This window comes from Acinetobacter sp. YH12099 (assembly GCF_013419195.1).
Classification (GTDB): domain Bacteria; phylum Pseudomonadota; class Gammaproteobacteria; order Pseudomonadales; family Moraxellaceae; genus Acinetobacter; species Acinetobacter towneri.
The window spans coordinates 85,683-102,771 of sequence record NZ_VPAP01000005.1 but is presented as its reverse complement, the minus strand read 5'-3'; the positions used below and the strand labels follow the sequence as shown (position 1 = coordinate 102,771).

At 39.7% G+C, this 17,089-nt stretch carries 18 protein-coding genes; 5 read left to right on the top strand and 13 right to left on the bottom strand.

Annotation, left to right across the window (positions count from 1 at the left end):
* Nucleotides 1–45: 45 nt before the first annotated feature.
* Nucleotides 46–951 carry a tRNA pseudouridine(55) synthase TruB gene (gene truB, locus FTU39_RS04995; RefSeq protein WP_180008976.1) on the bottom strand — a complete coding sequence of 302 codons (906 nt, stop codon included), beginning with the start codon at nt 949–951 and terminating at the stop codon, nt 46–48.
* A 143-nt stretch (nt 952–1,094) separates the two neighbouring features.
* On the opposite strand from truB, the gene FTU39_RS04990 reads away from it, so the two are divergent.
* The 3 genes from FTU39_RS04990 to FTU39_RS04980 all read left to right on the top strand — a co-directional run bounded on the left by FTU39_RS04990 (nt 1,095) and on the right by FTU39_RS04980 (nt 4,600).
* Entirely contained in the window at nt 1,095–2,123 is a 1,029-nt protein-coding gene (locus FTU39_RS04990; RefSeq protein ID WP_180051817.1) for a lipase secretion chaperone, read from the top strand.
* A gap of 414 nt (nt 2,124–2,537) precedes the next feature.
* The gene (locus FTU39_RS04985) at nt 2,538–3,455 is read left to right on the top strand and encodes a triacylglycerol lipase (protein ID WP_225531238.1); all 918 of its coding nucleotides are present in this window, start codon (nt 2,538–2,540) and stop codon (nt 3,453–3,455) included.
* Nucleotides 3,456–3,631: 176 nt separating this feature from the next.
* A complete protein-coding gene (locus tag FTU39_RS04980; RefSeq protein WP_180051816.1) occupies nt 3,632–4,600 on the top strand; it encodes a triacylglycerol lipase in 969 nt (322 codons plus the stop codon).
* A gap of 67 nt (nt 4,601–4,667) precedes the next feature.
* Here the strand turns inward: FTU39_RS04980 and rplS are convergent, their stop codons facing one another.
* From rplS to ispH, 12 genes are all read right to left on the bottom strand, one after another.
* A complete protein-coding gene (gene rplS / locus FTU39_RS04975) occupies nt 4,668–5,039 on the bottom strand; it encodes a 50S ribosomal protein L19 (protein WP_004974529.1) in 372 nt (123 codons plus the stop codon).
* A 182-nt stretch (nt 5,040–5,221) separates the two neighbouring features.
* A complete protein-coding gene (gene trmD / locus FTU39_RS04970; RefSeq protein WP_180051815.1) occupies nt 5,222–5,962 on the bottom strand; it encodes a tRNA (guanosine(37)-N1)-methyltransferase TrmD in 741 nt (246 codons plus the stop codon).
* A gap of 42 nt (nt 5,963–6,004) precedes the next feature.
* Nucleotides 6,005–6,553 carry a ribosome maturation factor RimM gene (gene rimM / locus FTU39_RS04965; RefSeq protein WP_096901260.1) on the bottom strand — a complete coding sequence of 183 codons (549 nt, stop codon included), beginning with the start codon at nt 6,551–6,553 and terminating at the stop codon, nt 6,005–6,007.
* 28 nt (nt 6,554–6,581) lie between these two features.
* Complete coding sequence (rpsP, locus tag FTU39_RS04960) at nt 6,582–6,839, bottom strand: 30S ribosomal protein S16 (RefSeq protein WP_004974526.1); 258 nt, start codon at nt 6,837–6,839, stop codon at nt 6,582–6,584.
* Nucleotides 6,840–6,983: 144 nt separating this feature from the next.
* The gene (locus tag FTU39_RS04955) at nt 6,984–7,424 is read right to left on the bottom strand and encodes a type IV pilin protein (protein ID WP_218953073.1); all 441 of its coding nucleotides are present in this window, start codon (nt 7,422–7,424) and stop codon (nt 6,984–6,986) included.
* Nucleotides 7,414–7,884, bottom strand: coding sequence for a type IV pilin protein (locus FTU39_RS04950; RefSeq protein WP_306670396.1), 471 nt, complete (start codon nt 7,882–7,884; stop codon nt 7,414–7,416). Before FTU39_RS04950 ends, FTU39_RS04955 begins: the two co-directional genes overlap by 11 nt.
* Nucleotides 7,885–7,893: 9 nt before the next feature.
* The gene (locus FTU39_RS04945) at nt 7,894–11,898 is read right to left on the bottom strand and encodes a hypothetical protein (protein WP_180051814.1); all 4,005 of its coding nucleotides are present in this window, start codon (nt 11,896–11,898) and stop codon (nt 7,894–7,896) included.
* Between the two features lie 32 nt (nt 11,899–11,930).
* Entirely contained in the window at nt 11,931–12,695 is a 765-nt protein-coding gene (locus tag FTU39_RS04940; protein ID WP_180051813.1) for a hypothetical protein, read from the bottom strand.
* Nucleotides 12,695–13,642, bottom strand: a complete 948-nt coding sequence (locus FTU39_RS04935) for a PilW family protein (RefSeq protein ID WP_180051812.1) — start codon at nt 13,640–13,642, stop codon at nt 12,695–12,697. The genes FTU39_RS04940 and FTU39_RS04935 overlap by 1 nt, the downstream gene beginning before the upstream one ends.
* Nucleotide 13,643: 1 nt before the next feature.
* A complete protein-coding gene (gene pilV / locus FTU39_RS04930; RefSeq protein ID WP_180051811.1) occupies nt 13,644–14,252 on the bottom strand; it encodes a type IV pilus modification protein PilV in 609 nt (202 codons plus the stop codon).
* Nucleotides 14,252–14,695 carry a Tfp pilus assembly protein FimT/FimU gene (locus FTU39_RS04925; protein WP_180051810.1) on the bottom strand — a complete coding sequence of 148 codons (444 nt, stop codon included), beginning with the start codon at nt 14,693–14,695 and terminating at the stop codon, nt 14,252–14,254. The genes pilV and FTU39_RS04925 overlap by 1 nt, the downstream gene beginning before the upstream one ends.
* A 166-nt stretch (nt 14,696–14,861) precedes the next feature.
* Complete coding sequence (gene ispH, locus FTU39_RS04920; protein WP_180051809.1) at nt 14,862–15,812, bottom strand: 4-hydroxy-3-methylbut-2-enyl diphosphate reductase; 951 nt, start codon at nt 15,810–15,812, stop codon at nt 14,862–14,864.
* A 134-nt stretch (nt 15,813–15,946) separates the two neighbouring features.
* On the opposite strand from ispH, the gene gmk reads away from it, so the two are divergent.
* Together gmk and rpoZ are read left to right on the top strand one after the other, a co-directional pair.
* A complete protein-coding gene (gene gmk / locus FTU39_RS04915; protein WP_168418475.1) occupies nt 15,947–16,570 on the top strand; it encodes a guanylate kinase in 624 nt (207 codons plus the stop codon).
* A 76-nt stretch (nt 16,571–16,646) separates the two neighbouring features.
* Nucleotides 16,647–16,928, top strand: coding sequence for a DNA-directed RNA polymerase subunit omega (rpoZ, locus tag FTU39_RS04910; RefSeq protein ID WP_004809957.1), 282 nt, complete (start codon nt 16,647–16,649; stop codon nt 16,926–16,928).
* Nucleotides 16,929–17,089: the final 161 nt, after the last annotated feature.

Here is a 17,089-nt window from a genome sequence, read left to right as displayed (position 1 = left end):
TAATTCACTTACTCACTTTATTCAAGTTATGTATCTGAACAAAGCTTAGAGATTTAAAACCCGTTTCGGTACCAAGCGCTTTTTATCTGTAACTTCAGCCAAACCTAGACACTTCTCACCATCAAAGACCAACACTTGCGCTGCTGCAGGATGGTCAATATTACTTTCCATGCCATGACTAAAATATTCAGCGCGTCCTTCAGGAACTTGAATGTGTAGAAAATGCTGTACAGGTGCATACGCAGGCAGCAATAAAGCCTCACGTTCTGCTTCACTTAAACTTTCCAAATATTCAATGCTATAACTCGGAATCAAGTCAAAATGCCCCGTTTTAATCCGATGCAAATAGGTCAAATGTCCATAAGTACCCAAGGCTTTGGCAATGTCTTCACCTAAAACACGAATATACGTGCCTTTAGAACAAGTTACATCCAAAGTGATGCTCTGTTCTGTAAAAGACAGCAATTCAATGGCATAAATTGTGACTGGACGCGCTTCACGTTCAATTTCAATGCCTTGTCGCGCTAATTCATATAACGGACGACCTTCTTTTTTTAAGGCAGAATACATGGGCGGAACTTGCATAATATCGCCCTGAAATTGTGCCAATACCTGTTCAATGCGCTCTTGGCTCAATGCAGGTACAGCCTGCTGCAACAGCACTTCACCCTCAACATCTCCTGTGGTGGTGCTGTGTCCCAATTGAATGGTAGTTTGGTAGCGTTTCACCGAATCGAGTAAGTAGTGCGAAAACTTGGTCGCTTCACCCAAACAAATCGGCAGCAAACCCGAAGCCAATGGATCTAATGCTCCTGTATGCCCTGCTTTTTGCGCCCGATATAGCCAACGCACTTTTTGCAATGCTGCATTGGAACTGATGCCCAAAGGTTTATTCAATAAAAATACACCACTAATGGCACGACGCTGGATTTTAGCCGCAGATGATTTCATAGCACACATAGGTCAAAGCAAAACTGCGTCATGGTAACAATCTGCCGCGATAAATGACAACATTTCTAGAACAGCGATTTACTTTTATGGCATATTTGGGGCTTAGGATTAAAAAAATAAAATGGATATACAGGTGCATTGGAATGCAGAAACATAAAATATGGATTGTTTTAGGCGTAGTGATACTGCTCATTTCAACTTTGGTGTATTGGCTGATGCCACAATCAAACTCCCCCGATACATCACCCCAGCAAAGCTCAAATGATGAAACATCTCAAGCTTTGAGCATGCAGCAAGCCATGCAAAATAACCCTGCTGCAAATTTTTTAAGCCCAAGTCAGCAGGACACCGAAGTCAATTGTCAGCTTAAACTGGATGCAAGTAATCGTCTGATTGTGAATGAGCAAACCCGTAACTGTTTTGAATATTTTATTACCCAATATGGCGAAAAAAGCATTGAACAAATTCGTGGTGATTTTAAAAGGTATATTCAACAAGGACATAAAGAGCCTGCCTTATCGCAAATTTTAGATTTATGGCAACGTTATTTAGACTATCGCAATGCGCTTGGACAACTGCAAGCACCGAATTTAAATCAGGAAGATCCGCAATATTACCGCAGCATTTTTAGCAATATGCAAAATCTGCGTAAACAATATTTTTCTGATTATGAAATTGAAGGTTTATTTGGTACGGAAGATGCCTATCACGAATATACCCTAAAGCGCATGGCAGTCATGGATGATAAAAAATTATCTGAAGCTGAAAAAGCACGACAATTGCAGGAATTATTTAAACAATTACCTCAAGATTGGCAAGAAAATTTAGAACAGCTGAACACCTTGCAAGATTTACGCAGCTTGACTGCGGCAATTAAAGCACGTGGTGGTTCTGCTGCTGAAATCCGCCAAATGCGTTTAAATCTGGTTAGTCCTGAAGCAACTCAGCGTTTAGAACAATTAGATGGGCAACGCAGTCAGTGGAAATCACGAGTAGAGGATTATTTAAGTGCGCGTGATCAAATCATGCAAAGTGGAATGAATGATCAAGCCAAGCAACAAGCCGTGAAACAATTACGCGGACAGCATTTTCAAAATCCACAAGAGCAATTGCGTTTAGAAACCTTTGAGCAGGTACATGATCAAGGTGGAAAATTACCTTTTGCTGACTAACCTATCTACATAGGAAACTGGGGCATGCAACATGCCCTATTTTTATGCCTGAAAAGCTGTTTTAGTACAAACTCACCACAACGATTTAATATACAAATGTCTATAAATATTAAATAGATATCAATATGCATGTAGATTTACAAATCTCTGGGACAATGCGCAATAACTGTCCCCAAATGATATGTTTTTTCTAAATTACGCATGAAAAAATACCTGAGCGTACAAAAAATAGTCGAGAATGACTCACAATAATGTGCCGTAAGCAACGGCAATTTGCATATCTGAGCTTTCAGGAGGGAAGCGAAGCCACCACTTCACTTGTAATAAAAATAAAGAACACAGGATTGTTTTATGACCATCATCTCTAACATACGGGCAATTACATTGGCTGTCACTGGCTGCTTGCTCGGTTCAATGGGTGTCGCTCAAGCTGCTCCAAGCGTGTTGCCTATTCAGGAACAGGCCAAATCTGACTATGCCAAAACCAAATATCCATTGCTCATGGTACACGGCTGGCTCGGATGGTCACGCATTGGCAATGAAACCTTTAATATGGATTATTGGTATCAAATTTTGCCAGATATGGCACGTAATGGCGCAACCGTATTTGCCGCACAACTCTCCCCTGCACACCGTACTGAATTTCGAGGTGAGCAACTGATTGCCCAAGTCGAAGAAGTCATGGCAATCACTGGCAAATCCAAAGTCAATTTAATTGGTCACTCGCATGGTGGTCCAACAGTACGTTATGTGGCTGCGACCAAACCTGAATATGTGGCATCAATTACCGGTGTTGCAGGAACATTCCGTGGCTCCAAAGTTGCCGATGATATTCAAAATAATCGTTTATCACGCACCGCGTTTAATATTTTAGGCGACTACATGGTGGCGCCTCTCATTACTTGGGCGCAGCAACAGCCAGACATGCCTGTCGATTTTGATGCATCGATGGCTTCTTTAACCGAAACAGCGTCTGCAGATTTTAACCGTCGTTTTCCAACCACAGCCTTGGCCGCAAATTGCAGCAGCAGCGGTGCCAAAGTAGATCGCGGAATTCATTACTATTCATGGACAGGTGTAGCACAAGCCACCAATTTACTGGATATTGACACTGTTTTAATGCAACTCGGCCCACTGTCTTATGGCAATTTAGACAACGATGGCATGGTCGCACGTTGTAGTACCCACATTGGACACGTCATTCGTGACAACTACCGACTAAATCATACCGACCTTGCCAACATGATGTTTGGCTTAACGGGCTTGTTTGCACCTGACCCAGTTGCACTGTATCGACAACATGCCAACCGATTGAAATTACAAGGTTTGTAATAGTAAAGCTCATTTCAATCTTGGCAAAACCATCTTCATGTGCTTGAAACTCAAGTGCAAGAAGTTCAATAACCATGAATCATTCAGAACTTGCAATCTAGCAAATTTCCTGAATAATGATATTTGACAATAGATATTGTCATGCTAGGAAAGCACAATAAAATAGAGGATGTTATATGAAATATGGATTATTCATTGCAGGCTTAATTGCGGCTAGTACCTTCAGTACCGCGCACGCATCCAATGCAGAACAGGTCAAATCTAACTTCGTGATCTCCAGTTATGCCAAAACCAAATATCCGATTGTGTTTACTCACGGTATGGCAGGCTTTATCAATATTGGTGGAGATCAGTTAGGTGTCGATTATTGGTACCAAATTTTACCCAATTTAGCACGTAACGGTGCTAACGCTTGGGCAACCCGCGTATCCCCTTTTAATTCATCGGAAATTCGTGGCGAACAATTGGCACAACAAGTCGATGAAATTCTTGCGATTACAGGCGCAAGCAAGGTCAACTTAATTGGTCACTCACATGGTGGACCAACCATTCGTTATGTTGCAGGCGTGATGCCATCTAAAGTCGCATCGCTGACTGCGGTCGGTGCACCGAATAAAGGCTCACCTGTGGCCGACTTTATTCTAAAAGTCCAAGGTTCGGCCTTAGAAAAACCATTAATTGATATGGTCAATTTAGTGTCTAAAACCATTACTTGGGCACAAGGTTTAGATCCAAATAGCTATCCACATGACTCATTGGCAGGTGCCAACAGTTTGAGCACCACAGGTTCAGCACAATTTAACAGCAAATTCCCAATGGGTATGCCAACGACAAGTTGTGGTGAGGGCGCTTATCAAGAAAAAGGCATCCAGTTCTATTCATTTACGGGCAATACGGCTGTCACTAATTTACTTGATCCAGACTCAGCCATGTTGGCAACCAGTTTGTTGATTGATAATGGTCGTGATAATGATGGTTTGGTATCACGCTGCAGCGCCAAATTTGGTAAAACCATTCGTGATAATTACTATTGGAACCACTTGGACGAAGTCAATCAACTCTTGGGCATGAAAGATATTTTTGCGCCTGATCCTGTTGATGTATATCGTCAACATGCCAACCGCTTAAAACTACAAGGTTTATAAATCAAATACCAGACATAAAAAAATGCGCCTAAATGGCGCATTTTTTAGCTGTAACGCAAGGTTAAAATTAACCTTGTTTACGTGCTGGTAATTTCTCACGAATACGTGCAGCTTTACCAGACAATTCACGTAGGTAGTAAAGTTTAGCACGACGAACGTCACCACGACGTTTCACTTCGATTTTCGCAACGATTGGAGAGTGAGTTTGGAAAACACGCTCAACACCAACACCGCTAGAAATTTTACGTACTGTGAACGCAGAGTTCAAACCACGGTTTTTCTTCGCAATTACAACACCTTCAAATGCTTGAAGACGCTCACGATCACCTTCTTTTACTTTTACTTGAACGATAACTGTATCGCCTGGTGCAAAAGCTGGGATGTCTTGCTTAAGCTGTGCATTCTCAACAGCTTGTACTAAAGGATGCTTACCACTCATGGGGTATCTCCAATATGTGTGGGTCAGAAGAGGTCTGATTTCCACTGGGTCTAGAGGCTAAAGCGCATAGACCCGATTGACTTTCCCTTTATGCCTGACCGCTTCAATGCATAAAGAGCCTATTTAAAAACTACAAACACACTGTCTGTAGCCATGGTGCTTAGATAAACCAATTATTTGGTCTACCCTTGCGAATCTTTTAGCCATTTTTTTTGCTGCTTGCTCAACTCAACTTTTTCAATCAACTCAGGTCGACGTTCTAAAGTCCGTTGATAACGCTGCAAAAACCGCCATTTTTCAATATTGGCATGGTGTCCCGACTTTAGTACTTCAGGGACATCCAAACCTTCAAAATGGTCTGGCTTGGTATATTGTGGGCAATCTAAAAGACCATCCACAAATGAGTCTTGCACATGAGATTGTTCATCAGACATTGCACCCGGAAGTCTCCGAATAATACTGTCCAACAACACCATCGCTGGTAGTTCACCGCCCGATAAAACGTAATCGCCAATTGACCATTCCTGATCAACATAGTTTTGGATTAAACGCTCATCGACCCCTTCATAACGACCACACAATACAATTAATCCATCATATTCAACGAATTGTTGTACTGCAGTTTCGTTTAAGGTTTTACCTTGTGGCGACATATACACCACAGGTACATGAACTGCTCCTGCTTGCTGTGCAAGCTGTTTGGCATGCTGGATTGCTTGCGCCAAAGGCTCTGCCATCATCACCATACCCGGACCACCACCAAATGGACGTTCATCCACCCTTTTGTAGTTGCCCTGTGCATAATCACGTGGATTAATACAAGTAATTTGCATTAAATCGCGTTTTGCTGCGCGTCCGCTAATACCGTAAGCTGTAATCGCTTCAAACATTTCAGGAAAAAGCGTAATGACTGCAAAAAACACCGCAGACTCCTCTATTTTCCTGCTCTGCGAATCCTGAATGGATTAATAATCTACGCCCCAATTTACGTAGATGCGACCCGCTTCGAGATCAACGCGTTGTACCACATCTTTATGCCATGGAATCATACGCTCTTCGCTATCGACGCTATCGGCAGTTGCGCGAACTACCATCACGTCATTGGCACCTGTTTCAAACAATTCATGGATTTGACCGAGGTTTACTTCTTGTTCGTCATCGTCCAGACCTAACACTGTTAGACCTTTTAAATCAGACCAATAATACTCGTCCACGCCTGGTTGAGGCAGTTGCGCTTTTGAAATCCAGATATTTGCGCCAACCAAGTTGTCTGCTGCGGTACGATCACTCACACCTTTTAAGCTGACCACCAAGCCTTTGCCATGTGGTTTCCAACGTTTTACATCGACCATTTGCCAACCTGCTTTGGTTTCAATGTACCAAGGCAGGTAGTCAAATATGTTGCTCATGGGTTCTGTATTGGAATAGACCCAGAGCCACCCATTTAATCCATATGCTGAACGTAGCTGTCCAATCTGAATACGATCTTCGGGCACATTCTGTGTTGGTGTCATGGGCTACCTACGACTTAATTTGTAAAAATTATGCAGCAGCTGCAGCTTTCTTCGCTTGAGCAGCTAAAGAAGCAACACGTTCAGAAGGTTGAGCACCTTGTGCAACCCAGTGAGCAAAACGGTCAGCATCTAAACGAAGTTTTTCTGCTTTACCTTGAGCTGTTGGGTTGAAGAAACCAATACGCTCGATGAAACGACCGTCACGCGCATTGCGGCTGTCAGTTACAACGATTTGATAGAATGGACGCTTTTTAGCACCACCACGAGTAAGACGAATAACTACCATGATACAACCTTATAGTTTTTACGGATTATCCCTGTATCGACCATCGATACATTTCAAACCCCTTTCATAGAGGGCAATATTTTACGTGAAATTTGCCCTGAATGAAAGATCAAAAAGTGTTTATCCACAATTTTGAATTTGAGCTTATTTGCCGTCCCAGTTTGAGGTGGCTGAAGGAGTACATGCTATCGTAGTTTTAGTCCAACATTTCCATCCATTACTATTAAGAATTACACTTCCATTCCCTACCTGAACAGTACCCGTTTTAGGCTCTGCAGTTAATCTATAGGTTTGACCACTTGGAACAAGTGTAATGGTATAAATAGGATTAGATGGGGGATAATCCTTCCTGATTGCGTTGTTATCTAAAGTTGCGCTCGTATAATTATGATGAATCACGTAATAACTCTGTAAACGCTGGGCAGTATTCATCATTTCGCTTTGTACTTCAGCTCGATTAGTACGAATTTTATACTGTGTATAGGACGGGTAAGCAATTGCTGCCAAAATAGCAATAATTACCACTACAATCATCAGCTCGATTAAGGTAAATCCTTTTTTATATCTTATATCTTTACCATTCATTTATACCACCGACTTTACACTCGCTATAGGTCATCACAGAAAAAGTTTTATTTTTACATTTAAAACCATCACTTGTTAACAAAAAATTAAATTTTTTCCCATAAGTATCATTTGCATTTGCTTGCATTGCCCATTTCTGCCCTGTTGAACTCGTATCAACCAATTTTTTAGATGAATCAGTACCATCAACAATAGAAATTGTATAACTGGTATTCGTCACTGAAAAGGCAGTATTAGCTCCCACAGCAAAACCCTGATAATTAAAATTTTTTGATTTATATCTTTCTAATTCCTGAGAAATTCTCAGCATTTCCTGCATAGCTTTGGACTCCTCCCCTCTACGTATATAAGACTGATAACTAGGAATAGCAATTGCTGCGAAAATTGCAACAATTACTACTACTACCATTATCTCGATCAGAGTAAAGCCCTTTACCTGTTTAATGTTCATTTTAGACATTATGTTTCCTCATGAACGTTTGGCCAGCCACTTAATTGGTTCAAAACGAAGTGGTGTTGAATATTGTGCTGAGACTCCACTGCTTTGACCTTTACCTGTAATTGGTCCAATCTTATTATTGGTCATTCCACCTACTACTACAGGAACAATACCAGCCCCAACATCACTACCTATACCACCGTTAGCAGTAGAATAACTGCGACCATCTGTGGACGTACCACAATTATTACCATCTGTACCCATGCTACCAAAAGGCAAACAATAGTTTTTAATATATGAACGACCTTTAACCCCCGCACTACAACTAGATGAAGAGCCCTTATCTGCAGCATCAAAGTAACTAGTAAATAATGTATTTTTAATTGCCGCAAAACTACCTAATACTTTATAACGTGCTATAGATTGATTTGCTTCAATATTATCCGTACCTGTTCGACCCAACCCCGTGCCTGTTAAAGTGTGGTACCAACCATGGTTTCCTGCCGAAACCATATTAACAACCGTGGCCGTAGTACCTGCAGTCGCAGTTATATCAATCATATTTGCTAATACAATATCTTTACTAGTTAACCCATCGGTTGTTGGGTTCGATCCTGTTGTATCGCTATCATTAACATTAGTATATAAATCAACGCGCCCTATATCCCTGTCAAAAATACCATAAACGCGATCAGGCAAGCCGCCATTTGTACCTGCTGTACTAGTCAAAGTGCTTTCAATTGGATTACTAGTATTTCCTGATCCAATACTAATCACAGCAAAGCGTGTTGCACCTCCTCTTACACCACCCAACGTATATGAAGTAGTTGTAGAAGTTCCTGCCACTGTTGCTGTTGAAGACGCACTTAGACTATGCACAGTAAATGTTGGGATTTGATAAAAACGTGGTGCAGCTCTTGTCGAACGTTCTGTATCTGAAATAAAGTTTGCAATACGCTGGATACGTTTAACCACCATATTTTTAGTTAAAGTACCTGCTGTTCCAGAAGACGCATTATCAATATCCACACGGAAAACCTGTCCACCAAGATCACCAAAATACAGATTGTCAACAAAACCATCACTATCACGGTCAATAGCTTTAATCTCGCTGACTACGCTGTATTTTAAATTCGCATTATTAGTTTTTTGAGTTGTGTTGTTATCACCTGGAGTAGTATTAGTGGCTGTGCTGCTTCCCCACCAAAGTAGTGCGCCAGGATCAGGCATGGTTGTATCATTCGAACCAGTTGCAGTTTTTGCTTTCTCTGCTGCAAAAATATAAACACCATTTCCTTTAGTTGCTGTTGTATTAGATTTATAGATTACACTGTCATAAACTGGATCATACCCCCCGCCCACAATCATTACTAGCTGTGGTTTACCTTTCCATTTAATCCATGCAATCGTTGGCTTAGACCAACTTTGTCCCATACAATCTAAAGGTGCTGTATTACTACAAGTTCCTGTTAAACTGACTGCACCTGCTGTACTTATAGATTGCTGAGGTCCAACCTTAAATAAAAGTTTAGGGCTACTTGTCTCGATATCTTTTAAATCAAGCCCATAGTAATTATAACCACCTCGACGCATTCCTCCATACACATTTAGCGTTGAAGCTTTAAGAGAATTACTTTCGTTATTTGCCACATAATTTGCATAAACTGACCAAGCACCATCAATTCCTTGATATAAATCACTTCCTACATTTGAATTAGTTTGTAGAGATTTAGCGATAAAACCATTTTTTTGACGCTCAATCATTTCTTTAGGTAAAAATGCGAATTTTTCTTCTCCTGTATCAGCATTTACTACTTGCAACAGGCCTTGATTGGTTCCAAAAAGCACATAATCTTTACGATTAATATAATCTCCAACATTTACCCGAGTATCTCCAGAACCCGTTGCTTTTGTAGCAATTTTACTCTCTGTAGTTAAAAATAATGGTGTTGAGTTAAGCGTAGCACCCATTTGGCGGAGTTGGGCAGCATTTGTTAAATTGGCTGGAGGAGTAGGAACATTTACGCCAAAACCTAATAAATTCAGTAAATATGCTCTATCTGGATCAGCACTTGCTCTTAAACTTTCAGCAGTATTTGTAGATCCAGAAGTATTATTCGAATTAATTAAAGTTAATGCTGTACCAGGCGTAGTAATTGCTGTAACTGTAGCTCCTGAAACTGATCTATCACTATAAATTTTACGACCTATTTGTGTTTGTACAGGAAGCTTGGATAGAGCACCACCTTTTGTGGCATCTGCACCATCTGTATTGATCGAATTATTCCAATAGTCTCGTGTTGCATTTAATAAACCATTCGTATTTATTACATTGTTTGAATTACGATCTTTATATGTACTATCAGCAACACGATATTTTTTTACATTACCCACCCAAATACCAATTGCCTGACTTGCTAATGTATTAGGTTGAAATTGTGAATAAAATGCATAAGGAATTCGTTGTGTAGCATTTAGGGTATCTACAGGAATACCTGGAACCCCTGTATTTAATGCAGGTAAGGAAGTTTCTAAATCTGCCACAAAATCCTTTACACTATCAATCAAATTTTGAGGTGAAACAATTGGATAAAATCCCCCTTGTCCATATCCTCCTACTTTCCCCCCAACATTTAGTGAAGGATCAGTATTTTCCTGTTCCCCCAAATTACAAGCATTTATTACATCCTGAGTTACAACCCTAGTTACCCCATTTGAAACATAAGTATCCCCTACCTTTAAAGCATTACACTTATAATACTTTCTTAATGTACCATCTGGCTTGCTAAGGGAAATTGATTTATCACTTTGTAAGTAAGGGGCAAAATCATCACCAAACCCAGCAATAGCAACTTTAATCTTTTTATTATTATTATATAGTCGCTTAGCAAACTCCCCCATACAGGTCCAGCCAAAATCAGATGCTCCTGAGCCTACCTGTTTAATACTTCCACTGCTTTCACTATTTGGACAAGTAAAACTATTATCTTTCAGCACATTGCGCATCAAAATCTGTGCTACATCGCTTTGAGTTTCTGTGGGTGTACCATTGGTTAGGAGAAATATCCCATTACTGTTACAAGACTCTGTACCACTATCTATTGGTGAAACATATTCCGTTTTAGCGGTATTTTTAACAGTATCTATTGAGTCAATAAATCCGCTTTGTCTATAACCAATATCTTTTACATAACCAGACGCATTTTCAGTCGCAACTCCTGGATAAGATTTTGTGGGTACTGAGTTAGGACTTAAAGGAGAGGTTCCTCCCAGCATATATGCACCCGCTTCTGCCAAACCACTTGCCAAAGGCGTTGTACCCCCAGCATAAAGGGTAGTTGCAGCTATACGCATCTTCCATCGTTGGGCGAGGTTCAAAGGCGCTGCAGGAATCAAAATTTTAGCAGAAGTACCTGTACCATTACTTTCTAAGCCTGGATATGGGTTTGTTCCCTTGAATCTATATTGAGTTACCCCAGAGTTATAGATGGCATTTTGGTCTGCGGTCTTAGTTGTACTAATAATATAGTTAGCAGAAGTTTGCGTAGGCATTTGCCCTAAACCCATCACGATATCATCTGAAATATCTCTGCTACTTAACAGCTTCGTCATTGCAATTTTCTGCCGATCCTGACGACTATATTTATACTCACCTGTACCATCATTACAATAAGGCATTCCATATACAAAAGTAGGTTTTTTTGCCCCTCTATTATCTGTGAGAGTATAGTCACCCTGATACTTAGACTCTAGGGAAACAGTAGTTTCTTCCAAAAGTTTAGCAGTACAACGTGGATAATCTCTCTTAATAGATGCTAGAGGAAATTTCGCAGCACCATCATCATTCATTCCTGCTGAACTATCTACCATTAGTAATAAAGTAGTTTTGCCTTTGGTAGGTTGCTTATAGATATCTAAATCACTTGATATAGCACTATTCACTGTATTGGGTAACATGACCCCCATAGCATAAGCCATCGCAATAACCAAAGGATGCGGTCTAAACTTCATTTTTTTATTTTCTAATTCTTTCATTACACTTTCCCCCGAATCTTAAACAAAATGGACTACATTGGTGTATTACTTTGACGGTATTCAGCAACTTGCGCATTAAATGGCACGTTGTAATGACGCAAACAATCCGCAATGGTATTACTTTCATTTAAACCATCTTTAATTACGTCAGCAGGATAGTCAGTTAAACATGACTTGATTTGTGTAGAAGTTGCTGTACTTGCCATTGCAGGCATTAATGAAGTAGTGTTAATTCTGACTTTAATCGGTTGAGAAACTTGAGGAACATCTGTTCCTTGTACAAAGTTCTCTAAAGGCGCACTTGGTGTGTTATCCACTTTAATCGCAACCTGTGTCATCACTGCCTTACGCCCACTAGTATAATTATCAGCTACAGACGGGTCACAAGCACCTCGAGTAATTGGCGAGATTTTCTTTTTTCCCGTGCCAATAGTATCAGCAGTATTAGTTAATATATTGGAAATCACTCCAACAGTATTAGTATCAAAATTTTGTACGATATTCTGATTAAAACAAAATACTACTTCTTTACCAATATTTTCAGGTTGCGAAGCAAAACCAACAAAACCAAACTTACTCGCATTTAATTTTTTATACACTTCCCCAGCGCCTTCAATATTAAAAAAATAGGCATCTGAATTACGCATAAGTAAAGCCTGTGCTTGGCTGTTGGTTGATATTTTTAAAGAAGTTATACTTTCACGAATTGCTACTAAGCCAATAATAGTCACCACTACAATTAATATTAATATTACGATTAAAGTATTACCTTTTTCTATATTTTTAAGTGCAACCATTATGAACCACTCCCCAATGCATTTCGAAAAGCAACTGTTTGTGAAATTACTTGGCGTAAATTTGAATCAATTGTATTCACAGTAACATTGTTTTTATCTAATACTGAAAAAGCAGAACCATTTCTTGTTTTAATATCCGGGTTACCGCCTACATTTTCATTTGAGCGTATTAATAAACCAATTTGTACACCACGAATACGAGGCAAAGTTCCACTCGTTGGATAACTATCTATATAACGAAAATTCTTTTGCACTAAACCATCAGCAGGAATAGGATCATTTGAAATATTATCTGCAATAACTTTATCATCACTCACTGCAAATAAAATACGCATATATTCAGTATTTCTAATGACAATTTCTCCATTCCCTCCAAAACCTACAATAGTATGAGTTCTAGGATTCCCAGTAGCATCATTTCCTGTAGGTACAGTTTTAGGATATATACCAGCATCACAACGCAAGTTTCCGTCCAAGATAAAATATCTTTGTAACACATAACTGTTTACAGGTATTCCTGAGCCTTCGCAGTCAAATTGTCCCGTAATATCTACATAGTATTGTATTGTCAATTGATCACTACTTATATTTGTCTTCTTGCCTGTCCCCTCTGCTTCTTTTTTAGTTAATAGGTTGGCAGATCTATTGGTTAAAGTTGAAGGTAAATTGTCGATTCCCAAAACAATACCTGCATAAGGCAGGCCACTTTTAATCACAGGTATATCTGCTGAAAAATTGGCTTTTCGAATATCTTCGATCATATAATTAATACCGAAGTTTCCATTGTCTTGTATATCAGAGATAGCTCGCTGCAGGTTGGCACTAATTTGCGCAGTCATAAATAGCTGTATTGCTGCCGCAACTACCAATAACCCTAAAACCAAAGAGACCATTAACTCAACAAGCGTAAATCCCGAGCTAAAACGAGTAAAGTGCGACTTCGTCATATTAATATGTCTCCACAACAATACACTTCGAATTATCTTTTAACTTTCCATATAACGTACAATCATTATCACCACTTCCTTCTGTAGCAGTCGTAGTATCCCATGCAACATATATACAGTTTCGTCCACTATTTAGATTAGTTGAAGATGTAGTACTCTCACCGCCCTCCTCTGTTGTTATAGAGGTTGCACAAGGTAAAATATTCATAGTCATTCCTTGCTGATTTGCTTTATCTACTACTTGCTTTACATCCTCTATTGCCATGTTTGCACTCGTACAACTGGAACTTCCAAAGCATGATGCCCATGTGTGGGATGTTGTTAATGCTCCATATTCTTCCACTGCTTTTACGTACGCAGATTTTGTCGAGCCATTAGTTATTAGGGCATTATTTTTATCTAATAATGTAAACGCATAAGGGTTAATACGAATACGTTCAGCAAAATCCCTTGCAATATTCATTGCTTGTATTTTATTCAAGGACTCATTTGCAGCATCTACTGCACGTAACTGCAATCCAACAAACCCTAAAACCGCAATAGCTAATAATAATAAGGAAACTAAAACTTCCATCATCCCAACGCCTTGTTGTATATTTCTATTATTCATTAGCAAGTCCTATCATTTTTATTAGATAAAGTACCCATTCTTGTTACTGTAATTGTTTTCTTTATATTCAAATGACTATTACAAATCATTAAATCACTATCCGTTGTTGCATCTTTTACAATGCCATAAGGCGTAAAAATAATTGACGTTGCACTTGTGGAAGTTAAGGCATTACCATCCTTTGGATTCCAATACATTTGAATATCCGTATCATCTTTTGATGATTTAGTTGTGTCATCTAATGTAACAGTTACATCTTTACGTATTAAAACAGCTTTACTTCTCGCTTCCAATAATTTTTGGGATAAATCTCTGGTAGTTAGAATTAGTTTTTGTTTTGCCACTAAATTCCCAAAAGAAGGCGCAGCCAAAGTCGCAATAATCGCCATCACAGCAATCGTCACAATCAGCTCAATTAACGTAAATCCTTTATTTTTTTGCATACTCCCCCCCAAGGCGCGCCAAACTTTACCCTATTAAAAATAATATCCAATTAAATTACAAAACAAACACAAATCAGGATAAAAGGCATAAAAAAACAGATAATTGCCAAAAAGCAATTATCTGTCAATTCTTAAAAAAAATTCAGAATGTTAAGCCATCAACACTTTATGCCTGAGTTACAGGAATACGTAACTCTTTTGGCAAACTAAATGTAATATTTTCTTCGCGGCCATCAAGCTCTTGCGGTGCTTTCGCCCCCCAATCTTGTAGGCGCTGAATTACCTGTTTAATTAAAATTTCAGGTGCCGATGCTCCTGCAGTTACACCAATTTTTGTGTGCTCATTAAACCAGTCTTGCTGCAACTGATCGGCATTATCGACTAAATACGCATGTTTACCCATACGTTCAGCCAATTCACGCAAGCGGTTAGAGTTTGATGAGTTTGGTGAACCAACCACTAAAACAACATCGCATTGTTCCGATAAATCACGCACTGCATCCTGACGGTTTTGCGTCGCGTAACAAATATCATCTTTACGCGGCCCTTGAATTTCAGGGAATTTTTGACGCAATGCATCAATCACTTTTGCAGTATCATCAATAGAAAGCGTGGTTTGCGTTACAAACGCTACTTTTTCAGGATGCACCACTTTTAGCTCTGCAACATCTTGCTCATCTTCAACCAAATAAATCGAACCACCATTTTTGGTGTCATACTGACCCATTGTCCCTTCAACTTCTGGGTGACCTTCATGACCAATCAAAATCGCTTCTACCCCTTCACGGGCATACTTGGTCACTTCTATATGTACCTTGGTCACCAAAGGGCAAGTCGCATCAAAAACTTTTAGCCCACGGCGTTCAGCTTCTTGTTGTACCGCTTTAGAAACACCATGTGCACTAAAAATCACAATATTGTCATCGGGTACTTCATCCAGCTCATCGACAAAAATCGCACCGCGCTGACGCAAGTCATCTACCACAAATTTATTGTGAACCACTTCGTGACGCACATAAATAGGTGGGTTAAAACACTCAAGGGCACGATTTACAATCGCAATTGCTCGGTCTACACCTGCACAAAAACCACGTGGATTCGCCAATACAATTTCCATAGAACCCTCTATGTTGAAGTTAAATAGGTGGGATGTTTAAAAATTTATGCCAACAAAAGCCATCTTGGCTATTTTGTTTAAGGGGCGTCTACTCTAAAATAGAGAAGATATTTTATCATATCAGGAAAAATATCATGTCGGGTCTATTGTTTGTCGTTTCTGCCGCTTCAGGAACAGGCAAAACATCCCTCGTTAAAGCCCTGCTTGAGCGTGTGAATAATTTACACGTTTCAGTTTCTCACACAACACGCGGTCAACGTCCCGGCGAACTCGATGGTGTGCATTATCACTTCACGCAAAAACAAGATTTTATCGACTTGGTAGAGCAAGGCGGTTTTATTGAATATGCAGAAGTGTTTGGCAATTATTACGGCACAGCCCAAGCCACAGTAAAAGATCAGTTAGCCAAAGGTCACGATGTGTTACTGGAAATTGACTGGCAAGGCGCGCAGCAGGTGCGCAATCTTTTTCCTGAATCGAAGCAAATTTTTATTCTCCCACCAAGCCAATTCGATTTACGTGAGCGTTTGTCTAACCGTGGCACAGATGCTGTTGAAGTGATTGAGCATCGTTTAGGCTGTGCAGTGGAAGATATGCAGCAATATGTCAATTTTGACTATGTGATTATTAATGATGACTTTAATAAGGCACTGCATGATTTAGAAGCGGTCATTATTGCCAACCGATTGGTTTTGGCACAACAGGCCAACCGTCATCAAGAGTTGATTCAGAAATTAATTAGCCCACCAACGGCGTGATTAAAACTTGAGTCTATAAGCAAAGCACCTTATACTGCACAGTCTGTTTAAATTTATTATTCGAACGAGAATTCTTATGGCACGCGTTACCGTTGAAGATTGTTTAGACCATGTAGACAACCGCTTTGAGCTTGTACTAGTGGCAAGCAAGCGCGCGCGTCAATTGGCACGTCAAGGCATTGAGCCAACTGTAGAGTGGGACAACGACAAACCTACCGTTGTTGCTTTACGTGAAATTGCAGAAGGTCACGTTTCTAAAGACATTTTGAAACAACGTGATCAAGATTATCAAACTTCGAGTCTTGACCTCGCACTTTCAGCAAATAACTTGAATTTAGATGGTTTTTCTTTCCAATAAGAACGACTTTCTGAAAAAGCCTAGTTTTTTACTAGGCTTTTTTGTTGCCTGAACTTTAATCTTGGGCCAAAAACCGTTATAACATAAGGATTAAGATCTTATTTTAAATGGTCTAAAGACCCTATATTTTGGCATGAAAAAATTTGACAAGTCATGCAATA